Origin of the sequence: Streptomyces sp. NBC_01335, assembly GCF_035953295.1 — a bacterium.
Lineage (GTDB): Bacteria > Actinomycetota > Actinomycetes > Streptomycetales > Streptomycetaceae > Streptomyces.
This window is the reverse complement of the sequence record NZ_CP108370.1, coordinates 5,394,989-5,413,131: the sequence shown is the minus strand read 5'-3', so window position 1 is coordinate 5,413,131 and position 18,143 is coordinate 5,394,989. Positions and strand designations below refer to the sequence as shown.

General features: G+C 71.5%; 20 protein-coding genes. 12 read left to right on the top strand and 8 right to left on the bottom strand.

Annotated elements, in window-relative coordinates:
- Positions 1-95: 95 nt before the first annotated feature.
- On the top strand, positions 96-3,908 hold the full coding sequence (locus OG599_RS23420) for a multifunctional oxoglutarate decarboxylase/oxoglutarate dehydrogenase thiamine pyrophosphate-binding subunit/dihydrolipoyllysine-residue succinyltransferase subunit (RefSeq protein ID WP_327177937.1): 3,813 nt from the start codon (positions 96-98) through the stop codon (positions 3,906-3,908).
- Positions 3,909-4,060: 152 nt separating this feature from the next.
- Positions 4,061-4,243, top strand: coding sequence for a DUF6104 family protein (locus tag OG599_RS23415; RefSeq protein ID WP_019075209.1), 183 nt, complete (start codon positions 4,061-4,063; stop codon positions 4,241-4,243).
- 35 nt (positions 4,244-4,278) lie between these two features.
- On the opposite strand, the gene OG599_RS23410 is transcribed toward OG599_RS23415, so the two are convergent.
- Positions 4,279-5,124: a hypothetical protein gene (locus tag OG599_RS23410; RefSeq protein ID WP_327177936.1), complete on the bottom strand. Its 846-nt coding sequence runs from the start codon at positions 5,122-5,124 to the stop codon at positions 4,279-4,281.
- 151 nt (positions 5,125-5,275) lie between these two features.
- Between OG599_RS23410 and OG599_RS23405 the strand changes: the two genes are divergently transcribed.
- Positions 5,276-6,133 carry a DUF4097 family beta strand repeat-containing protein gene (locus OG599_RS23405; RefSeq protein ID WP_327177935.1) on the top strand — a complete coding sequence of 286 codons (858 nt, stop codon included), beginning with the start codon at positions 5,276-5,278 and terminating at the stop codon, positions 6,131-6,133.
- A 1-nt stretch (position 6,134) separates the two neighbouring features.
- Entirely contained in the window at positions 6,135-7,391 is a 1,257-nt protein-coding gene (locus OG599_RS23400) for a PadR family transcriptional regulator (protein WP_327177934.1), read from the top strand.
- A 103-nt stretch (positions 7,392-7,494) separates the two neighbouring features.
- On the opposite strand, the gene OG599_RS23395 is transcribed toward OG599_RS23400, so the two are convergent.
- Together OG599_RS23395 and OG599_RS23390 are read right to left on the bottom strand one after the other, a co-directional pair.
- A complete protein-coding gene (locus tag OG599_RS23395; RefSeq protein WP_327177933.1) occupies positions 7,495-8,082 on the bottom strand; it encodes a Clp protease N-terminal domain-containing protein in 588 nt (195 codons plus the stop codon).
- Entirely contained in the window at positions 8,082-8,291 is a 210-nt protein-coding gene (locus OG599_RS23390) for a helix-turn-helix domain-containing protein (RefSeq protein ID WP_327177932.1), read from the bottom strand. Before OG599_RS23390 ends, OG599_RS23395 begins: the two co-directional genes overlap by 1 nt.
- A 148-nt stretch (positions 8,292-8,439) precedes the next feature.
- Here OG599_RS23390 and OG599_RS23385 point away from each other — a divergent pair, with 148 nt between their 5' ends.
- The 4 genes from OG599_RS23385 (at position 8,440) to OG599_RS23370 (ending at position 11,757) form a co-directional block, all read left to right on the top strand.
- Positions 8,440-9,405 (top strand): zinc-binding dehydrogenase, encoded by a 966-nt coding sequence (locus OG599_RS23385; protein ID WP_327177931.1) that lies wholly within the window; start codon positions 8,440-8,442, stop codon positions 9,403-9,405.
- A gap of 224 nt (positions 9,406-9,629) precedes the next feature.
- Positions 9,630-10,079, top strand: coding sequence for a DUF6304 family protein (locus OG599_RS23380; protein ID WP_327177930.1), 450 nt, complete (start codon positions 9,630-9,632; stop codon positions 10,077-10,079).
- A gap of 141 nt (positions 10,080-10,220) precedes the next feature.
- Positions 10,221-11,216, top strand: coding sequence for an NAD-dependent epimerase/dehydratase family protein (locus OG599_RS23375; RefSeq protein ID WP_327177929.1), 996 nt, complete (start codon positions 10,221-10,223; stop codon positions 11,214-11,216).
- 193 nt (positions 11,217-11,409) lie between these two features.
- Positions 11,410-11,757 carry a DUF952 domain-containing protein gene (locus tag OG599_RS23370; RefSeq protein ID WP_327177928.1) on the top strand — a complete coding sequence of 116 codons (348 nt, stop codon included), beginning with the start codon at positions 11,410-11,412 and terminating at the stop codon, positions 11,755-11,757.
- Between the two features lie 173 nt (positions 11,758-11,930).
- Here the strand turns inward: OG599_RS23370 and OG599_RS23365 are convergent, their stop codons facing one another.
- Positions 11,931-12,137: a hypothetical protein gene (locus OG599_RS23365; RefSeq protein ID WP_327177927.1), complete on the bottom strand. Its 207-nt coding sequence runs from the start codon at positions 12,135-12,137 to the stop codon at positions 11,931-11,933.
- A 318-nt stretch (positions 12,138-12,455) separates the two neighbouring features.
- Positions 12,456-12,851 carry a superoxide dismutase, Ni gene (gene sodN / locus OG599_RS23360; protein WP_266708992.1) on the bottom strand — a complete coding sequence of 132 codons (396 nt, stop codon included), beginning with the start codon at positions 12,849-12,851 and terminating at the stop codon, positions 12,456-12,458.
- Between the two features lie 188 nt (positions 12,852-13,039).
- On the opposite strand from sodN, the gene sodX reads away from it, so the two are divergent.
- The gene (sodX, locus tag OG599_RS23355) at positions 13,040-13,477 is read left to right on the top strand and encodes a nickel-type superoxide dismutase maturation protease (RefSeq protein ID WP_327177926.1); all 438 of its coding nucleotides are present in this window, start codon (positions 13,040-13,042) and stop codon (positions 13,475-13,477) included.
- On the opposite strand, the gene OG599_RS23350 is transcribed toward sodX, so the two are convergent.
- Entirely contained in the window at positions 13,381-14,010 is a 630-nt protein-coding gene (locus OG599_RS23350; protein WP_327177925.1) for a CGNR zinc finger domain-containing protein, read from the bottom strand. The two genes, sodX and OG599_RS23350, sit on opposite strands and share 97 nt — an antisense overlap.
- A 191-nt stretch (positions 14,011-14,201) precedes the next feature.
- On the opposite strand from OG599_RS23350, the gene OG599_RS23345 reads away from it, so the two are divergent.
- The 3 genes from OG599_RS23345 to OG599_RS23335 all read left to right on the top strand — a co-directional run bounded on the left by OG599_RS23345 (position 14,202) and on the right by OG599_RS23335 (position 16,356).
- The gene (locus OG599_RS23345) at positions 14,202-14,891 is read left to right on the top strand and encodes a class I SAM-dependent methyltransferase (RefSeq protein WP_327180159.1); all 690 of its coding nucleotides are present in this window, start codon (positions 14,202-14,204) and stop codon (positions 14,889-14,891) included.
- Positions 14,892-15,091: 200 nt separating this feature from the next.
- Positions 15,092-15,580, top strand: a complete 489-nt coding sequence (locus tag OG599_RS23340) for a SigE family RNA polymerase sigma factor (RefSeq protein WP_327177924.1) — start codon at positions 15,092-15,094, stop codon at positions 15,578-15,580.
- A complete protein-coding gene (locus OG599_RS23335) occupies positions 15,577-16,356 on the top strand; it encodes a hypothetical protein (RefSeq protein ID WP_327177923.1) in 780 nt (259 codons plus the stop codon). The genes OG599_RS23340 and OG599_RS23335 overlap by 4 nt, the downstream gene beginning before the upstream one ends.
- A gap of 68 nt (positions 16,357-16,424) precedes the next feature.
- On the opposite strand, the gene OG599_RS23330 is transcribed toward OG599_RS23335, so the two are convergent.
- Together OG599_RS23330 and OG599_RS23325 are read right to left on the bottom strand one after the other, a co-directional pair.
- The gene (locus tag OG599_RS23330; RefSeq protein ID WP_327180158.1) at positions 16,425-17,177 is read right to left on the bottom strand and encodes an amino acid ABC transporter ATP-binding protein; all 753 of its coding nucleotides are present in this window, start codon (positions 17,175-17,177) and stop codon (positions 16,425-16,427) included.
- A gap of 5 nt (positions 17,178-17,182) precedes the next feature.
- Positions 17,183-18,124 carry an amino acid ABC transporter permease gene (locus tag OG599_RS23325; protein ID WP_327177922.1) on the bottom strand — a complete coding sequence of 314 codons (942 nt, stop codon included), beginning with the start codon at positions 18,122-18,124 and terminating at the stop codon, positions 17,183-17,185.
- Positions 18,125-18,143: the final 19 nt, after the last annotated feature.

Sequence of the window (18,143 nt, the reverse complement as noted above, 5' to 3'; positions counted from 1 at the left end):
GATGAGCGGCCCGGTCTGCGAGGAACGGCGCGGGAGGCGTAGCCTTGATTCCCGCTGTCCATCACCTTGTGAAGCGGAAGAGGGCGGTTGCCGCCGTGTCGTCTCAGTCCCCCAGTAACTCGACCATCTCGACCGACCAAGCAGGCCCGGGAATCAACCCGGCCGCTGCTTTCGGTGCCAATGAATGGCTCGTCGACGAGATCTACCAGCAGTACCTCCAGGATCCGAACTCCGTCGACCGTGCCTGGTGGGACTTCTTCGCCGACTACAAGCCGGGTTCCGGCGCGGCGGACAAGCCCGGAGCCGCAGCCCCGGCGGCCCCTGCCGCCCCGGTGACGCCGGCCGTCGCGCCCGCCGCCGAGAAGGCCGCGCCCGCGCAGGCCGCCCCGGCAGCCCCCGCGAAGCCCGCCGCCGCAGCTCCGGCCGCACCCGTCGCGCCCGCCGCCCCGGTGGCCCCCGCGGCACCGGCAGCGACCCCCGCCCCGAAGGCGCCGGCCGCGAAGGCGCCCGCCAAGGCCGCCCCGGCGACCGAGGCCACCGGCGGACCCGAGTACGTGACGCTGCGCGGCCCCTCGGCCGCCGTCGCGAAGAACATGAACGCCTCACTGGAGCTGCCGACGGCCACGTCCGTCCGCGCCGTGCCGGTGAAGCTGCTCTTCGACAACCGCATCGTCATCAACAACCACCTCAAGCGCGCCCGCGGCGGGAAGATCTCCTTCACGCACCTCATCGGGTACGCGATGGTGCAGGCCCTCAAGGCCATGCCGTCGATGAACTACTCCTTCACGGAGAAGGACGGCAAGCCCACCCTGGTCAAGCCGGAGCACGTCAACCTCGGTCTGGCCATCGACCTGGTCAAGCCGAACGGCGACCGGCAGCTCGTGGTCGCGGCCATCAAGAAGGCCGAGACGCTCAACTTCTTCGAGTTCTGGCAGGCGTACGAGGACATCGTCCGCCGTGCCCGCATCGGCAAGCTGGGCATGGACGACTTCACCGGAGTCACCGCCTCGCTGACCAACCCCGGCGGCATCGGCACCGTCCACTCGGTGCCGCGCCTGATGCCCGGTCAGGGCCTCATCATGGGCGTCGGCGCGATGGACTACCCGGCGGAGTTCCAGGGCACCTCGCAGGACACCCTGAACAAGCTCGGTATCTCGAAGGTCATGACGCTGACCTCGACGTACGACCACCGGGTGATCCAGGGCGCCGCCTCCGGCGAGTTCCTGCGGGTCCTCTCGCAGCTGCTGCTCGGCGAGAACGGCTTCTACGACGAGATCTTCGAGGCGCTGCGCATCCCCTACGAGCCGGTCCGCTGGCTCAAGGACATCGACGCCTCGCACGACGACGACGTCACCAAGGCGGCGCGGGTCTTCGAGCTGATCCACTCCTACCGGGTCCGCGGCCACGTCATGGCCGACACCGACCCGCTGGAGTACCGCCAGCGCAAGCACCCCGACCTGGACATCACCGAGCACGGGCTCACCCTGTGGGACCTGGAGCGCGACTTCGCGGTCGGCGGTTTCGCCGGCAAGTCGATGATGAAGCTCCGCGACATCCTCGGTGTGCTCCGTGAGTCGTACTGCCGCACCACCGGCATCGAGTTCATGCACATCCAGGACCCGAAGCAGCGCAAGTGGCTCCAGGACCGGGTCGAGCGTCCGCGCTCGCAGCCCGAGCGCGAGGAGCAGCTGCGCATCCTCCGCCGCCTCAACGCGGCCGAGGCCTTCGAGACCTTCCTGCAGACGAAGTACGTCGGCCAGAAGCGGTTCTCCCTGGAGGGCGGCGAGTCCGTCATCCCGCTGCTCGACGCCGTCATCGACTCCGCCGCCGAGGCCCGCCTCGACGAGGTCGTCATCGGCATGGCCCACCGCGGCCGCCTGAACGTCCTGGCGAACATCGTCGGCAAGTCGTACGCGCAGATCTTCCGCGAGTTCGAGGGCAACCTCGACCCGCGTTCGATGCACGGCTCCGGCGACGTGAAGTACCACCTGGGCGCCGAGGGCACCTTCACCGGTCTGGACGGTGAGCAGATCAAGGTCTCGCTCGCCGCGAACCCCTCGCACCTGGAGGCGGTCGACCCGGTCCTGGAGGGCATCGCCCGCGCCAAGCAGGACATCGTCAACAAGGGCGGCACGGACTTCACGGTCCTGCCCGTCGCCCTGCACGGCGACGCGGCCTTCGCCGGCCAGGGTGTCGTCGCCGAGACGCTCAACATGTCGCAGCTGCGCGGCTACCGCACCGGTGGCACCGTGCACGTGGTGATCAACAACCAGGTCGGCTTCACCGCCGCCCCGGAGTCCTCGCGTTCCTCGATGTACGCCACCGACGTGGCGCGCATGATCGAGGCGCCGATCATCCACGTCAACGGCGACGACCCGGAGGCCGTGGTCCGCGTCGCGCGCCTCGCCTTCGAGTTCCGTCAGGCGTTCAACAAGGACGTCGTGATCGACCTCATCTGCTACCGCCGCCGCGGTCACAACGAGGGCGACAACCCGGAGTTCACCAACCCGCAGATGTACACCCTGATCGACAAGAAGCGCTCGGTGCGCAAGCTCTACACCGAGTCGCTCATCGGTCGCGGCGACATCACGCTGGAAGAGGCCGAGCAGGCGCTCCAGGACTTCCAGGGCCAGCTGGAGAAGGTCTTCGCGGAGGTCCGCGAGGCCACCTCGCAGTCGGCCGCCCCGCACGTCCGCGAGCCGCAGGCGGCCTTCCCGGTCGCCGTGGACACCTCGATCTCCTCCGAGGTCGTCAAGCGGATCGCCGAGTCCCAGGTCAACATCCCCGAGCACATCACGGTGCACCCGCGCCTGATGCCGCAGATGCAGCGCCGTGCCGCCTCGGTGGAGAACGGCACCATCGACTGGGGCATGGGCGAGACCCTCGCCATCGGTTCGCTGCTGATGGAGGGCACCCCGGTCCGGCTCGCCGGCCAGGACACCCGCCGCGGCACGTTCGGCCAGCGCCACGCGGTGCTGGTCGACCAGGTGACCGGCGAGGACTACACCCCGCTGCTCTACCTGACCGAGGACCAGGCCCGTTACAACGTCTACGACTCGCTGCTCAGCGAGTACGCGGCGATGGGCTTCGAGTACGGCTACTCGCTGGCCCGCCCGGAGTCGCTGGTCGTCTGGGAGGCGCAGTTCGGTGACTTCGTCAACGGCGCGCAGACCGTCGTGGACGAGTTCATCTCCTCGGCCGAGCAGAAGTGGGGCCAGACCTCCGGCGTCACCCTGCTGCTCCCGCACGGTTACGAGGGCCAGGGCCCGGACCACTCGTCCGCCCGCCCGGAGCGCTTCCTCCAGATGTGCGGCCAGGACAACATGACGGTCGCCATGCCGACGCTGCCGTCGAACTACTTCCACCTCCTGCGGTGGCAGGTGCACAACCCGCACCACAAGCCGCTGATCGTCTTCACCCCGAAGTCGATGCTCCGCCTCAAGGCGGCGTCCTCGAAGGCGGAGGAGTTCACCACCGGCGGCTTCCGCCCGGTGATCGGTGACGCGTCGGTGACGCCCGAGAGCGTCCGCAAGGTCGTCTTCTGCGCCGGCAAGCTGTACTACGACCTCGACGCCGAGCGCCAGAAGCGCGGCGACACGGAGACCGCGATCATCCGGCTGGAGCGCCTGTACCCGCTGCCGGGTGCGGAGCTCCAGGCCGAGATCGCCAAGTACCCGAACGCCGAGAAGTACCTCTGGGCGCAGGAGGAGCCGGCGAACCAGGGTGCGTGGCCGTTCATCGCGCTCAACCTGATCGACCACCTGGACCTGGCCGTGGGTGCCGACGTCCCGCACAACGAGCGTCTGCGCCGCATCTCGCGGTCGCACAGCTCGTCGCCGGCCGTCGGTTCGGCCAAGCGTCACCAGGCGGAGCAGGCTCAGCTGGTCGCCGAGGTCTTCGAGGCCTGACCGGCAGTCGTACGCACTCCGGCGGTACCAGCCGTCGACAGGGACCGGCCCCCACCTCAGCATCACGGTGGGGGCCGGTCCCTGTTCCCGTGCAGATCCCACCGCGCCCTACTCTGAGAGGGCAGAACATCCGCAGGCATCAGGAGCACGTTGTGTATTTCACCGACCGTGGCATCGAGGAACTGGAGAAGCGGCGCGGCGAGGAGGAGGTCACCTTCGAGTGGCTGGCCGAGCAGCTGCGTACCTTCGTCGACCTCAACCCCGATTTCGAGGTGCCGGTCGAGCGGCTGGCGACCTGGCTGGCGCGTCTGGACGACGAGGACGACGACGAGTAGTCACGCGGTGGGTGTCCTCGCCGGTGCGGCTCCGCTCACCGGCGCGGCACCGTCTCCCGTACGAACGTCCCCGCTCTGACCTCGTTGTACGCGAGTCCCAGCACCCCCTGCGCGAGCAGGAGCGTGCCGGCCGCCGTCCATCCGCCGCTGCGGCGGTACGCCCCCCAGAGGGCCAGCGGGGCGCCGACGGCCACCTGTGTGGTGGCCACCGCCCGCGCCCGGGGGCCGAGCATCCAGGGGCCGAGGCCGCTGCCCTCCACCGCGTCGAGTTCCACGCGTACGGCGTCGCGCCAGCCCGCCCACTCGACCCGCCCGGTCCCCGGCAGCGCCTCGGCCGCCTCCCGCAGTTCCTCCGCGCTCCGACCCGGTTCCAGCCCGGGCCGCAGCTCCACCCCGGTACGGGTGAGGAGGCCGAGCAGTCTCCGTAGCCGCGCGCAGCCGTCCGCGTGCGGGTCGGGGCGGGTCAGGGTCTGCAGGGCCTGTACGTCGAGGACCGGGTCGAGGTCCAGCCGCGCCGCGAACGTGGTCATCGCCTCGTCCTCGCCGACCGGGGTGCCGTCCGCCAGCCAGACGTACCCCACCGGGCGGCGGAAGCCGGACGCCAGCGTGCAGCCCGCCCGGGCGTCGTCCCACCAGAGCGCGACGACCGGCCAGGTGGCGGCGACCGCGAGGGCCGCCGCCCAGCCCGCCAGTACCCGGTCGACGGGCTCGGCCGGTTCGGCGGGGGTGTCCCGCCAGGCCCGTCCCTCCGGCACCAGCACGCTCCACTCCGTACCGGCGGGGGTGATCAGCATCCGCTCGCGCAGGAGGTGGGCCAGGGGGCGCACGGTCTCAGGGTCGGCCCGGCACAGCAGCAGCGCCCCCACGGGTGTCGCGTTCATGCCTCACACGCTAGGGCAATTCATCCGCATGTGACCCCTTTTGGCGCTGCGGCCGGACCGCTCGCCCTTGACTCCACCCATCCGCGATATATCGTGTTGAACGAGAGACGCGATATGTTGCGTCGTGCCATGCTCTCTGGAGGTCACACCCATGCCTGTGTCGACGTGGACCGTCGCCGAGCCACTGAAACTCGCCTTCGCCGAGCAGGTGACCGCGCTCAAGGTGCGGATCGTCAACGGCACCGTCAACGTGGTCGGCTCCGACGAGCCGGAAGCCCGGCTGGAGGTCTCCGCCATCGACGGCCCGCCGCTGATCGTCACCCTCGAGGACGGCGTCCTGACCGTGACCTACGAGGACCTCGCCTGGAAGAGCTTCCTCAAGTGGCTCGACCGCAACGGGCGCTCCCGCAGCGCGGCGGTCACCCTCGCGGTCCCCGCCTCCGCGTCGGTGGAGGTCGGCGTCGTCGGCGCCGGGGCGTTCGTCTCGGGCATCCGGGGCCGTACGGACGTACGCGGCGTCACCGGCGACACCACGCTCGTCGGGCTCACCGGGGAGGTGCGCGGCGAGACGGTCTCCGGTGGCCTGGAGGCGCAGTCCGTCACGGGCGACCTGCGGTTCACGTCGGTCTCCGGCGACCTGACCGTGGTGGAGGGCGCCAGCACCTCGGTGCGCGCCGAGTCCGTCAGCGGCGACATGGTGCTGGACGTCGACGCCTCCGGAGCGCCGGCCGACATCCGGCTGACCACGGTCTCCGGCGAGATCGCGATCCGGCTGCCCCACCCGGCGGACGCCCGGGTCGAGGCGAACACCGCGAGCGGCGCCGTCTCCAACGCCTTCGAGGACCTGCGGGTCAGTGGCCAGTGGGGCGCGAAGAAGATCACCGGCACACTGGGCTCCGGCACCGGCAAGCTGAGGGCGACGACCGTGTCCGGCTCGATCGCGCTGCTGCGCCGCCCGCCGTCCGAGGATGAACCGTACGTTGCCGAGCCGACCGGAAAGGCGCTCTGACATGCCCCCCGTTTTCGCCCACGGCCGTCTCCGGCTCTACCTGCTGAAACTGCTCGACGAGGCCCCGCGCCACGGTTACGAGGTGATTCGCCTGCTGGAGGAGCGCTTCCAGGGGCTGTACGCCCCGTCCGCCGGCACGGTCTACCCCCGGCTGGCCAAGCTGGAGGCGGAGGGGCTCGTCACCCACGCCACGGAGGGCGGCCGGAAGGTCTACTCGATCACCGAAGCGGGCCGCGCCGAACTCGCCGGGCGCACCGGCGAACTCGCCGATCTGGAGCTGGAGATCCGCGAGTCGGTCTCCGAGCTGGCCGCCGAGATCCGCGACGACGTCCGGGGCGCGGCCGGCCGGCTGCGCAGCGACATGCGCGCCGCCGCCTCCGCCTCCCGCCACCGCCCGGGTTCCGGCTCCGGCTCGGGCTCGGGCTCTGGTTCGGGCTCGGGCTCGGGCTCGGGCTCGGGCTCGGGATCCGGTGAACCCGGCGGCGCCAAGGGCGAGTGGGAGTCGTTCATCGGCGACCTGGGCGACCTCGGCCGGCTGGGGAACCTCGGCGACCTGACGGAGAAGGACGCCTGGCGCAAGGCGAAGGAAGAGCTGCGCCAGGCCAAGCAGGAGTGGAAGGAGCAGGCCCGCCGGGCCAAGGACGAGTCGCGGCGCGCCCGCGAGGAGGCCCAGCAGGCCCGCCGCCAGGCGAAGGAGGCCGACGAGCGGGCCCGCGAGCAGATGCGGAACGCCGCCCGCCAGGTGCAGGAGCACTTCGCGCGGGGCGACTGGCCCGCCGGGGTGCGCGACGGCCTGGCCGAGATCACCGGCCACCTCGCCGGCCTCGCCAGGACCAGCACCCCCTGGCCGCCGTCCGACCGCCCCGAGCCCCCGCGTACGGAGAGCCCGGAGGCACGGCCGTCGGATCAGGAACCCTCGCGCACGGATGGGACCGCTGCGGGCTCCTCGTCCGACTCGGGTTCCTCGACCACCTCGGGCTCGTCGGCCGCTCCGGCCGCCTCTCGAACGGAGCCCGGCCCCGCGCCCGACTGGGCCGTGGACGTGCCGGTCACCGGCGATCCGGCCCGGGATCTGGACCGGCTGCTGGACCGTTTCCGCGACGACATCCGCGACGCGGCCCGCGACCGGGGTGTCACGGCGGACCAGGTGGCCGAGGCCCGCACCCACCTGTCGACGGCGGTCTCCCGCGTCGACGCGCTGTTGCGGAGGGGTGACCGGCCGGGCGAGGACGGCCCCAAGGACCTGCGGAGGGCCTGAGGGCCCGTCACGCGGTGAGGCTGCCACCCCGGTTCCGGGGTGGCAGCCTCACCGCGTGACGGGCGCATCAGCTGGCGGCCGGCGGCCGGCTGTCATTGGCGCGTCAGCCGGCGGCCGCCGCCCGCGCCTCTCCCCCGTCCTCGCGCCCCGCCCCGTGGAGCGCGCGCTCCACGTCCGCGTACGAGGCGCCGTGGTCCGCGAGTACGTCCGCCACCACCCCGGGCCGCACGACCAGCGCCAGCAGCAGGTGCTCGCCGCCGATGAAGCGGTCACCCCGGCCCACGGCGATCCGCAGGGAGCCCTCCAGCACCCCCTTGGCGCCGGCGGTGAGCGGCCGGCGGCCGGAGCGGCGACGGCGCCCCCTGCCGTCCTCCGCCAACGCGCCCTCGCCGTGCTCCTCCTCGACCCTGGCGACGATCTCGCCGACGTCGATGCCGAGCCCGGCCAGCGCCTCCGTGTCGGCCTTCGTCAGGCCGCCCCGCCGCCGGGCCTCGTCGAGCGCCGCCTCCAGGGAGGCCCGGCGGTCGGTAACGCCGAGCGCGGTGAGGGCGGACGCGGCCCGGCCCGCGTCCTGGTCGAGGAGGGAGAGCAGCAGGTGTTCCTCGGTGATGCTGTCCTCCCCGGCGCACTGGGAGAAGGTGACGGCTCCGGCGACGGCGGCCCGGGCTTCCTTGGTGAATCGCTCGAACATCAATGCCTCCCGTACTTCTTGTGCACGGCCTGCCTGCTGACCCCGAGTTCGGTCGCGATCTCCTGCCACGACCAGCCCTTGGCGCGGGCGCTTCTGACTTGTACGGCTTCGAGCTGCTCCAGCAGCCGCCGCAGCGCGGCGACGGCCCGCAGTCCGACGCGTGGATCGCGATCCCCGGCCCGTGCGGCCAGGTCCGTTGCTTCGGTCATGATGTCAACGTACATTGACGCTCGGGCCACGTCAACCCTAGTTGACACGCGGGGTGACGCGAGGGTCCGCGCAAGAGGTGTGGCGGCGCGGCGCGTGTCACACCCGCAGCCGGTTGGATCGGGCGGCGGCCGGGCCTAGGGTCGGGACATGTTCGCCGCCTACGCAGCACGCATCGACCGCGAAAACCCCCTGAACGGCCTGGAACTGGGCGAGCGCCCCGCTCCGGAGGCCCGGCCCGGCTGGACCACCGTCGAAGTCCGCGCCGCCTCGCTCAACCACCACGACCTCTGGTCGCTGCGTGGCGTGGGCATCACGGAGGACCGGCTGCCGATGATCCTCGGCTGCGACGCGGCCGGCGTCGACGAGGACGGCAACGAGGTCGTCGTGCACTCGGTGATCGGCCAGACCGGCCACGGGGTCGGGCCGAAGGAGCCGCGCTCCATCCTGACCGAGCGCTACCCGGGCACCTTCGCCGAGCGTGTCGCCGTGCCCACCTGGAACGTGCTGCCCAAGCCGAAGGAGCTGAGCTTCGAGGAGGCCGCCTGCCTGCCGACCGCCTGGCTCACCGCGTACCGAATGCTCTTCACCAACGCCGGTGTGCGCCCCGGCGATTCCGTGCTGGTCCAGGGCGCGGGCGGCGGGGTCGCCACCGCCGCCGTCGTCCTCGGCCGCGCGGCGGGCCTGCGGGTCTACGCGACCAGCCGCGACGAGGCCAAGCGGAAGCGGGCGGTGGAGCTGGGCGCCGTCGACGCCTTCGAGCCCGGCGCCCGGCTGCCCGAGCGCGTGGACGCCGTCATCGAGACGGTCGGCGCCGCGACCTGGTCCCACTCGGTGAAGTCGCTCCGCCCCGGCGGCACTCTAGTCATCTCCGGCGCCACCAGCGGAGACCGGCCGTCGCACGCCGAGCTGACCAGGATCTTCTTCCTGGAACTCAAGATCGTCGGCTCCACGATGGGCTCCAAGGACGAGCTGGAGGGCCTGCTCTCCTTCTGCGCGACGAGCGGCGTACGGCCCGTCGTCGACGCGGTCCTGCCGCTCGACCGGGCCCGCGAGGGCTTCGAACGCATGCTCACGGGCGAGCAGTTCGGCAAGATCGTGCTCACCGCCTCCTGAGCCGCGTCCCAGGGTCTTCCGGTCGGATCGGGCCGGATCAGGGAGCGGGATCGGGTGCCGTGCATCGCAAGGCGGAGGAGGGAGTCGACGCGGAGCGTCGGCGACCGACGACAACGCCGCGAGGTGCGACACCCGGGCACGCGAGCCCGGCCTGGTCCGGACGCAAGACTCTAAGGGGAGGGCGGCACGAATCGCGCCGTGAGCAGGGGCTACAGTCCCTGCTCATGACAAACGAGTCGTGGGCAGGCTGGTACCGGGACCACTTGGGTTCCGACGCGGCCACCGTCTTCGCGGACGGCGGAGTGATCAAGCTGCGCATCCGGGGTGTCGACTTCGAGGGCAAACGCCTCGACGACCTCCGGCCGCTGGTGGAACCGCTCCCGGACGGCGCTTCGTTCGCGCTCGCGGACGGTGCCCTGACCGACTGCGTCCTGGAGTGGGACCAGCCGGTGACCATCGTCGCGGAAGGCGCCGGTTCCGGGGGGACCGAGCGGCCCGCGACGATGAGCTGCCTGTTCTCCCTGCGCCGCTCGGACCCGGACGTGCACCTCGCCCTGCACCTGGACGGCGCGCTCTACGAATCGGCGCGCGCCGAACGCGACTTCACGGCGGCCCTGGCCGCGATACGGGACGCCCTGCCCCAGGACGTACGGCTGCGCGCTCCGGCTCTCTGACGGGCCTGTTCGGTCCGCTCACAGAGGTCACAGCGGTCCGCACGCGGCCACACCGAACTCCCGGAAGCCGGAGTTCGTTCCCCGCTCTGCCAACAGCGAGGCCAGGTTCCCTTCACTCGCGGACCGGGGCAGAGTCGAACCATGAAGATCCTGATTCTGGGCGGTACGGAGTTCGTCGGACGGTCCGTCGCCGAGGCGGCGCTCGGGCGGGGCTGGGACGTGTCCGTGTTCAACCGCGGCCGCCAGAAGCCCATCCCCGGGACGGTGGCGCTGCACGGTGACCGGACGGCGGGCAAGGTCGGTCTGGCGGCGCTTGAGAGCGGCACGTGGGACGCGGTCGTCGACACCTGGTCCGGCGCTCCCGTGGCGGTCCGGGACGCGGCCCGGCTGCTCGCGGATCGGGCGGGCCACTACACGTATGTCTCCACCCGCTCGGTGCACCCCTATCCGGCGTCCGCCGGGCTGCCGGAGGACGGCCCGCTGGTGTCCGGCGCCTCCGCCGACGAGGCGGGCGAAGTCCCGTACCCGCAGGCCAAGCTGGGCGGCGAGCTGGCCGCGCTCGACGCCTTCGGCGACCGCGCCCTGCTGGCACGCCCCGGCCTGATCCTCGGCCCGTACGAGAACATCGGCCGGCTGCCGTGGTGGCTGACCCGGATAGCGCGGGGCGGCCCGGTCCTGGCGCCGGGCCCCCACGACAGCCCGCTCCAGTACATCGACGCCCGCGACCTCGCCACGTGGGTGCTGGACGCGGCGGAAAAGGGCCTGCACGGCCCGTACAACACGGTCAGCGAGTCCGGTCACGCCACCCTGGGCGAGCTGCTGGACGCCTGCGTCCGGGTCACCGGTTCCGACGCCGAATTGCGCTGGACCGACCCGGACACCATCCTCGCGGCGGGCGTGCAGCCCTGGACCGAGCTCCCGATCTGGCTGCCCGCCGGGGAGATGCACGACACCCTCCACCGCGGCGACGTCAGCAAGGCCCTCGCCACGGGTCTGCGTTGCCGCCCCGTCGGCGAGACCGTCGCCGATACCTGGACCTGGCTGGAGTCGATCGGCGGCGTCGCCCCGCAGCGCCCCGACCGCCCCCCGGTCGGCCTCGCCCCGGAAGCGGAGGCCCGCCTGCTCGCGACCGGCTGAGCGCCTGGGGCGTGTGTCGAAAGTCCCGCCTGTCCGGCGACGCCCGGCACGCACGCTCGCCGCGTTGTCGGGAGCACCCCGATACACCCAGTATCGGGGCGCCCCTCCGCCTGCGACCGCACGCACCGGACACCGCCGGACCCGCCCTCCGGGCGGACGGCGCCACTTTCGACACACGCCCTACCGTGACGGCATGACCGACTTCCTCCTCCACCTCACCGAACCCGCCCTCTGGGCAGCCGCTCAGCACGACGGCACCTACACCTGGTCCACCCGGGGCCGCACCCTCCAGCAGGAGGGCTTCATCCACCTCTCCCACCCCCACCAACTCCCCGCCGTGGCCCGCATGCTGTACGGCTCCGAGGAGGTGGAGCTCATCGTCCTGGTCATCGACCCGGCCCGCCTCACCGCACCCCTGCGCCACGAGGCGATGTCCGAGGGCGGCGAGGAGTTCCCCCACCTGTACGGGCCGCTGCCGGTGGACGCGGTGGTCGAGGTGCGGACGTGGACGAGGGCCGGGGGCGGCGGGGCGGCGGGCTGAGCCCGACGAGCCGGCGAAGGACCGAGTCGACCGTTGACTCCTGCGAGCCGCCCGCACTCCTGGAGTTCTCCTTGGACAGGGGATCGCTGTACACGCTGGAGGAGGCCGGACGCACTGCTGAACGCCCGCGAGAAAGACCAGCCGTGTTACCGGCGTGGACGGTCCGCCTTCCTTCAGCGCAGTACGAGAAGTTCGCCGCTCTGGCACACGGCGTTGAGCCATGACGCCTGCTCCAGCCTGCGTCGTGCGGCCGGGCCGAAGAGCCGGGCCAGTGCCATGGGCGCCGATGGGGCGCGCTTCAGTCGGATCACCCGACGCCAGGACTGAGCGGAGAGTGCGGCGAAAGCGGCAGCTCCGGCGAGCGCCGGCCAGGAAGTCACCGTCAGAACCAGCTCCCGAGCACCGAGATCAGTTTGTTCGCCATGTCGCAGCACTGGGTGGTCCGCGAACTGGCGCCACTTCAACCGCTCCGCACCCGGGGGGCGGGACTGATGGAAGGCGTGAGGGTCGGGCACGCACAGCAGGTTGCCGCTGTACGCGTCCGGCGGTCGCCATCCTACGGCTCACGCCCACGCGCGAGCCTCCGGAAGACCGCACCCGGTCCGCCATGGACGCCGTGCTCGGCGTCCTGCGGACCGGGTGCGTACAGATTGCCCGCAGGACCGGCGCAGTCGCAGGTCATACGGACTCGCCGTGGATCAGGCCTTCTTGGTCTCCCAGAAGATCTTGTCGATCTCGGCGATCAGGTCCAGAGCCTTCTGGCCCGTGGCCGGGTCGTTCGACGCCTTGGCGGCGGAGAGCGCCTTCAGGGTGTCGTTGACCAGCTGGTGCAGCTGGGGGTACTTCTCGAAGTGCGGGGCCTTGAAGTAGTCGCTCCAGAGCACGGAGACGTGGTGCTTCGCGAGCTCCGCACGCTGTTCCTTGATCAGGACCGAGCGGGTGCGGAAGTCCGCGTCCTCGTTGGCCTGGTACTTCTCCTGGACGGCCTTGACGGACTCCGCCTCGATGCGGGCCTGGGCCGGGTCGTACACACCGCAGGGCAGGTCGCAGTGGGCGCTGACCTTCACCTTGGGGGCAAACAGGCGGGAGAGCATGGAGCTGTCCTTCCTCGTGATCGTCTTCTCAGGTGGGACATTACTCCGTGGAGCACCTGTTTCAGCGAGTGCCCCCATGGGCTTAGGTCAAAAGTCCGGGGTGAGGATGAGCGCCTGAGGCCGAATGTACGAGCGGCGCGCGGGACGGTGTACTGGAGGCGGACGAACGGAGCGGGGAGGTAGCGGAGATGGCGGAACCGGCGCAGGGGCCCGGGGACGGGCGGGCGGCAGGGGTGCGGTTTCAGGTGGTGGAGGTGACGGGGCCCTCGATGGTGCCGACGCTCTACCACGGTGACCGGCTCCTGGTGCAGTACGGGGCGCCGGTGCGTCCGGGGGACGTGGTGATTCTGCGCCATCCCTTCCAGCAGGATCTGCTGGTGGTGAAGCGGGCCACCGAGCGCCGCCCGGGCGGCTGGTGGGTGCTGGCGGACAACACGTTCGCGGGCGGCGACAGCACGGTGTACGGGACCGTCCCGGAGGATCTCGTCCTCGCCCGGGCGCATCTGCGGTTCCGGCCGTTGCGGAAGGATCAGCGGTCGCCGCTGGGGGTGCTGGGCTGGGTGGCCTCGGCGGTGCGGCCGTTGCCGGCGGACCGGTCGGCCTCCAGGCGTTTGCGGGCCCGGTAGGCGGCCACGTTGGCGCGGGTCGCACAGCGGTCGGAGCAGTACCGCCGCGACCGGTTGGTGGAGGTGTCCAGGTAGGCGTTGCGGCACGGCGGTGCCTCGCAGAGGCCCAGCCGGTCCACCCCGTGGGTGGTGAGGTGGAAGGCGAGCCCCATGGCGGCGATGGCGGCGTACCCGGCGGTGGCGTTGGACGGATGGTCCGCCAGGTGCATGTGCCAGTCCGGCTTCCCGGTGCCGTCCAGGGTGTCGTGGCCGGAGATCTGCGGGCTGACGGGGAACTCCAGCAGCAGGGAGTTCAGCAGGTCGACCGCGAGGGTCTCGTCACCCCCGTCCGCGGCCTCGAAGACGGCGCGCAGCCGGCCCCGTACGGAACGGAAGCGGGTCACGTCGGCGTCGGTCGCCCGCCGGGCGGCCTGAGCGTTCCCGGCGAAGAGCTCGCGGACGGCGTCGACGGAGGTGAGCGCGTCCTTGTTGCGGGCCGGCTCCTCGGTGTTGACCAGACGCACGGCGTAGTCCGAGTAATAGGCCAGTTCCACTTGTCGTCCTTACAACGTGGGTCTAAAGTTCCCTGTAACCAGCAGTGTAATGGTCGATCGTGCAATTTGAGTATTACATCAGAGGTTCAGAGGTGAGGGTTCACGTGACGGACACCGAGGTGACGGGCTCGGCGGCGGGCACCGACTGGCGTTCCTGGCAGCGGAGCTGGGACCGCCAGCAGGAGTGGTACATGCCGGACCGCGAGGAGCGCTTCCGGATCATGCTCGACATGGTCGAGGCCGTGGTCGGCCCCGAGCCGAGCGTGCTCGATCTCGCCTGCGGTACGGGAAGTATTACGGACCGGCTGCTGCGCCGGTTCCCGAAGGCCACCAGCACCGGCGTGGATCTCGACCCCGCGCTGCTCGCCATCGCCCGCGGCACCTTCGACGGCGACGACCGGGTCACCCTCGTCACCGCGGACCTCAAGGACCCCGCGTGGACGGCGGCGCTGCCCCGTACCTCGTACGACGCGGTACTCACGGCCACCGCGCTCCACTGGTTCCACCGTGAGCCGCTCGCCGTGCTCTACCGGCAGGTCGGCGAACTGGTGCGGGAGGGTGGGGTGTTCATGAACGCGGACCACATGACCGACGCGTCCACTCCCCGCCTCAACGCGGCCGAACGCGCCCACCGGCACGCCGGGATGGACCGGGCCAAGGCGGCGGGCGCGCTCGACTGGGCCGAGTGGTGGGGCGAGGCAGCGAAGGACCCGGCGCTCGCCGGACCGACCGCCGAGCGGTTCGCGATCTACGGCGACCACGCCGACGGGGAGGCCCCCTCGGCGGACTGGCACGCCCGTACGCTGCGCGCGTCCGGCTTCGGCGAGGCGCGGACGGTCTGGGCCTCGCCCTCCGACGCGGTGGTGCTCGCGCTGAAGTGACGGCAGCGGGCGGCGGGGGCGGTACGGAGAGGGTTCCGTACCGCCCCCGCCGCCGTGTCCCAGCACCCCGGTAACCGAGTACGGCACCCCGCGCGGGACACGTCCGAGATCCGTCGCGTCCGGCCGCAACCTCCGTCGTGGTCCGGCGCACTGGAAGGGGTGAGACGGTCCGCGCCCGCGGGCCTGGAGAGGGGCGGGGAATGCGGACGGACGAGGATGCCGCGCTGCACGCCTTCGTGGAGAGCCGGCGCACCGCGCTGTTCCGCAGCGCCTATCTGCTGTGCGGCGACCGGCACGAGGCCGAGGACCTGGTGCAGACGGCGCTCGTGAAGGTGGTGGTCGGCGGCCGGCGGCACGGGCGGCTCGACAACATCGAGGCGTACGCGCGCAAGACGCTGGTCAACACCTTCATCGCGTCCCGCCGAAGGTTCTGGCGGCGGGAGCAGCCGTACGGCGAACTGCCCGACCGCGCGGCCGGCCAGGAGGACAGCGACACCGGCCTCCAGGTACGGGCGGCGCTCGCCCGGCTCACGGCCAGACAGCGTGCGGTGCTGGTCCTCCGTTACTGGGAGGACCTGAGCGTCGAGGCCACGGCGGACCTGCTCGGAATGCGGCAGAACACGGTCAAGAGCCATGCGGCTCGGGGATTGGCGGCGCTGCGCGCCGGGATGACGGAGGAATTGGTGTGAGCGACGACGTGAGGAACTTGCTGGAGAGGGCCGCGGCGGACGCCGGCCGGCCGGGGCTGTCGACCCGGGCGGTGTACGCGGGCGCGGCCCGGGTGCGGTTCCGCCGGAGGGCGGCGGTCTCGTGCGCGGCCCTCGCGGTCGTGGCGGCCGGGGCGGTCGCGGTGCCCCGGCTGAACCAGGGCGCCGCCACCCCGCTGGACCGGGTCTCGGTCGCGGCGTCCGCCACGTCCGGTACGGACAGGGCGAGCCGGGTCGCGGCGCTGCTGCCGGCGGGGGTCGGCAGGCTGGAAGAGGTCTCGTTCGCGGTGCTCATCAAGCACGTGAAGCCGGGCGAGGGGAAGCGGGACCACCTCGGTCCGCTGGACGGGGAGTACGCGGTCCACCGGGACGGCGGGGTCGGCTACCTGGCGTTCGAGGTCAGGAGCGCGAAGGAGGTCGCGGCGAAGAGCGGCGCCGAGGTGCCGGTCGCGGACCAGGACCTGTGCGAGGTCGAGGGCAAGGAGCCGCCGCGGGTCGACTGCGTGCGCGAGGTGCTGCCGGACGGACGGACCCTCACCACCTGGAGCGACGCCATGGACTACGGGGACGGGACGCCCCAGTGGGGTCCGGAGATCGACGGGCGCCTGACCCTGGAGGACGGCAGCGTGCTGGTGCTCCGTTCCAGCACGGGGTTCGAGGCCAAGGGGGCGCAGGGGCCGCTGCTGAAGACCCCGCCGCTGACCACCGCCCAGGTCCGTGACCTGCTGACCCGGCCGGAGCTGCTGCCGGCGAAGTGACGCGGGCGACGCGCACGACGCGGGGCGGTGGAGACCGGGAGTCTCCACCGCCCCGTATCGGCGTCCGCCTACAGCACCTTGGAGAGGAACGCCTGCGTCCGCTCGTGCCGCGGGTTCGTCAGCACGTCCCTCGGGTGGCCGGCTTCGACGACCACGCCGTCGTCCATGAAGACGAGCGCGTCGCCGACCTCGCGGGCGAAGCCCATCTCGTGGGTGACGACGATCATCGTCATGCCCTCCTCGGCCAGTCCGCGCATGACGTCCAGGACGTCGCCGACCAGCTCCGGGTCGAGCGCGGAGGTGGGCTCGTCGAAGAGCATCAGCTTGGGCTGCATGGCCAGGGCGCGGGCGATGGCGACCCGCTGCTGCTGCCCGCCGGAGAGCTGCGAGGGGTAGCTGTCCTGCTTGTCGGAGAGGCCGACCCGGTCCAGCAGCCGCTCCGCGCGCTCGCGGGCGACGGCCCTGGATTCGCGCAGGACCTGGACCGGGGCCTCCATGACGTTCTCGATGGCCGTCATGTGCGGGAAGAGGTTGAAGCGCTGGAAGACCATGCCGATGTCCCGGCGCCGCAGGGCGACTTCGCTGTCCCTGAGCTCGTAGAGCCGGCCGCCGTGCTCGCGGTAGCCGACGAGTTCGCCGTCGACGGAGAGCCGTCCGGCGTTGATCTTCTCCAGGTGGTTGATGCACCGCAGGAAGGTCGACTTGCCGGAACCGGACGGTCCGATCAGGCAGAAGACCTCCCCGGGGGCGACCTCCAGGTCGATGCCCTTGAGGACGTGCGAGGCGCCGTAGGACTTGTGGACGCCCTCGGACTTCACCATGGCGGTCATGCGACGCCTCCCTTGGGACGGCTCAGGGACAGCACGTTGGCCTTGACCCTCTGGAACGGGGTGGGCGGGAGGCTGCGGCTCGACCCGCGGGCGAAGTGGCGCTCCAGGTAGTACTGGCCGATGCTCAGCACCGAGGTCGCCACCATGTACCAGACCGCCGCGAGGAAGAGCATCTCCACGGTGGCGCCGGAGGACTGGGAGACGTTCTGGGTGGAGCGCAGCAGTTCGCCGTACTGGACGGCGACCGCGAGCGAGGAGGTCTTGAGCATGTTGATGACCTCGTTGCCCGTGGGCGGCACGATGACGCGCATCGCCTGCGGGACGACGATCCGGCGCAGCGTCCTGCCGTGGGTCATGCCCAGCGCGTGCGCCGCCTCGGTCTGGCCCTCGTCGACGGACTGGAGGCCGGCGCGGCAGATCTCGGCCATGTACGCGGCCTCGTTGAGGCCGAGGCCGAGCAGCGCGCAGAGGAACGGGGTCATGAAGGACGACCACTCGTCCTTGTAGATCGGCCCGAGGTCGATGTACTTGAAGACGAGGCCGAGGTTGAACCAGACGAGCAGTTGTACGTAGACCGGGGTGCCGCGGAAGAACCAGATGTAGCCCCAGGCGACGGACGAGGTCACCGGGTTCTTGGAGAGCCGCATCACCGCGAGCACGACGCCGAGGACGATGCCGATCACCATGGCCAGCAGGGTGATGACGACGGTGTTCCTGACGCCTTCGAGGATCTGGTCGTTGAAGAAGTAGTCCGGTATCGCGCCCCAGTTGATGTCGCCCTGCGAGAAGGCGTAGACGAGGGAGGCGAGCAGGCCCAGGACCACGACCGCGGCGACGTACCTGCCGTAGTGGCGTACCGGGACGGCCTTGATCGGCTCGGGCCCGGCAGCCGGAGCCGGCGGGGTGTCCGCGGGCTCCGTCTTGTCGATGTCAATCACTGTCGATGCCTTTCAGCGC

Bases quoted from the DNA above. Each gene is read 5' to 3' on its own strand.
- OG599_RS23400 (WP_327177934.1), top strand. From the start codon at position 6,135: ATGCCCCCCGTTTTCGCCCACGGCCGTCTCCGGCTCTACCTGCTGAAA.
- OG599_RS23330 (WP_327180158.1), bottom strand. From the start codon at position 17,177: ATGGTGAAGTCCGAGGGCGTCCACAAGTCCTACGGCGCCTCGCACGTC.
- OG599_RS23410 (WP_327177936.1), bottom strand. From the start codon at position 5,124: ATGAACGCGACACCCGTGGGGGCGCTGCTGCTGTGCCGGGCCGACCCT.
- OG599_RS23340 (WP_327177924.1), top strand. From the start codon at position 15,092: ATGCGGACGGACGAGGATGCCGCGCTGCACGCCTTCGTGGAGAGCCGG.
- sodX (WP_327177926.1), top strand. From the start codon at position 13,040: ATGGCGGAACCGGCGCAGGGGCCCGGGGACGGGCGGGCGGCAGGGGTG.
- OG599_RS23380 (WP_327177930.1), top strand. From the start codon at position 9,630: ATGACAAACGAGTCGTGGGCAGGCTGGTACCGGGACCACTTGGGTTCC.
- OG599_RS23405 (WP_327177935.1), top strand. From the start codon at position 5,276: ATGCCTGTGTCGACGTGGACCGTCGCCGAGCCACTGAAACTCGCCTTC.
- OG599_RS23385 (WP_327177931.1), top strand. From the start codon at position 8,440: ATGTTCGCCGCCTACGCAGCACGCATCGACCGCGAAAACCCCCTGAAC.
- OG599_RS23390 (WP_327177932.1), bottom strand. From the start codon at position 8,291: ATGACCGAAGCAACGGACCTGGCCGCACGGGCCGGGGATCGCGATCCA.
- sodN (WP_266708992.1), bottom strand. From the start codon at position 12,851: ATGCTCTCCCGCCTGTTTGCCCCCAAGGTGAAGGTCAGCGCCCACTGC.
- OG599_RS23345 (WP_327180159.1), top strand. From the start codon at position 14,202: ATGCCGGACCGCGAGGAGCGCTTCCGGATCATGCTCGACATGGTCGAG.
- OG599_RS23395 (WP_327177933.1), bottom strand. From the start codon at position 8,082: ATGTTCGAGCGATTCACCAAGGAAGCCCGGGCCGCCGTCGCCGGAGCC.
- OG599_RS23370 (WP_327177928.1), top strand. From the start codon at position 11,410: ATGACCGACTTCCTCCTCCACCTCACCGAACCCGCCCTCTGGGCAGCC.
- OG599_RS23375 (WP_327177929.1), top strand. From the start codon at position 10,221: ATGAAGATCCTGATTCTGGGCGGTACGGAGTTCGTCGGACGGTCCGTC.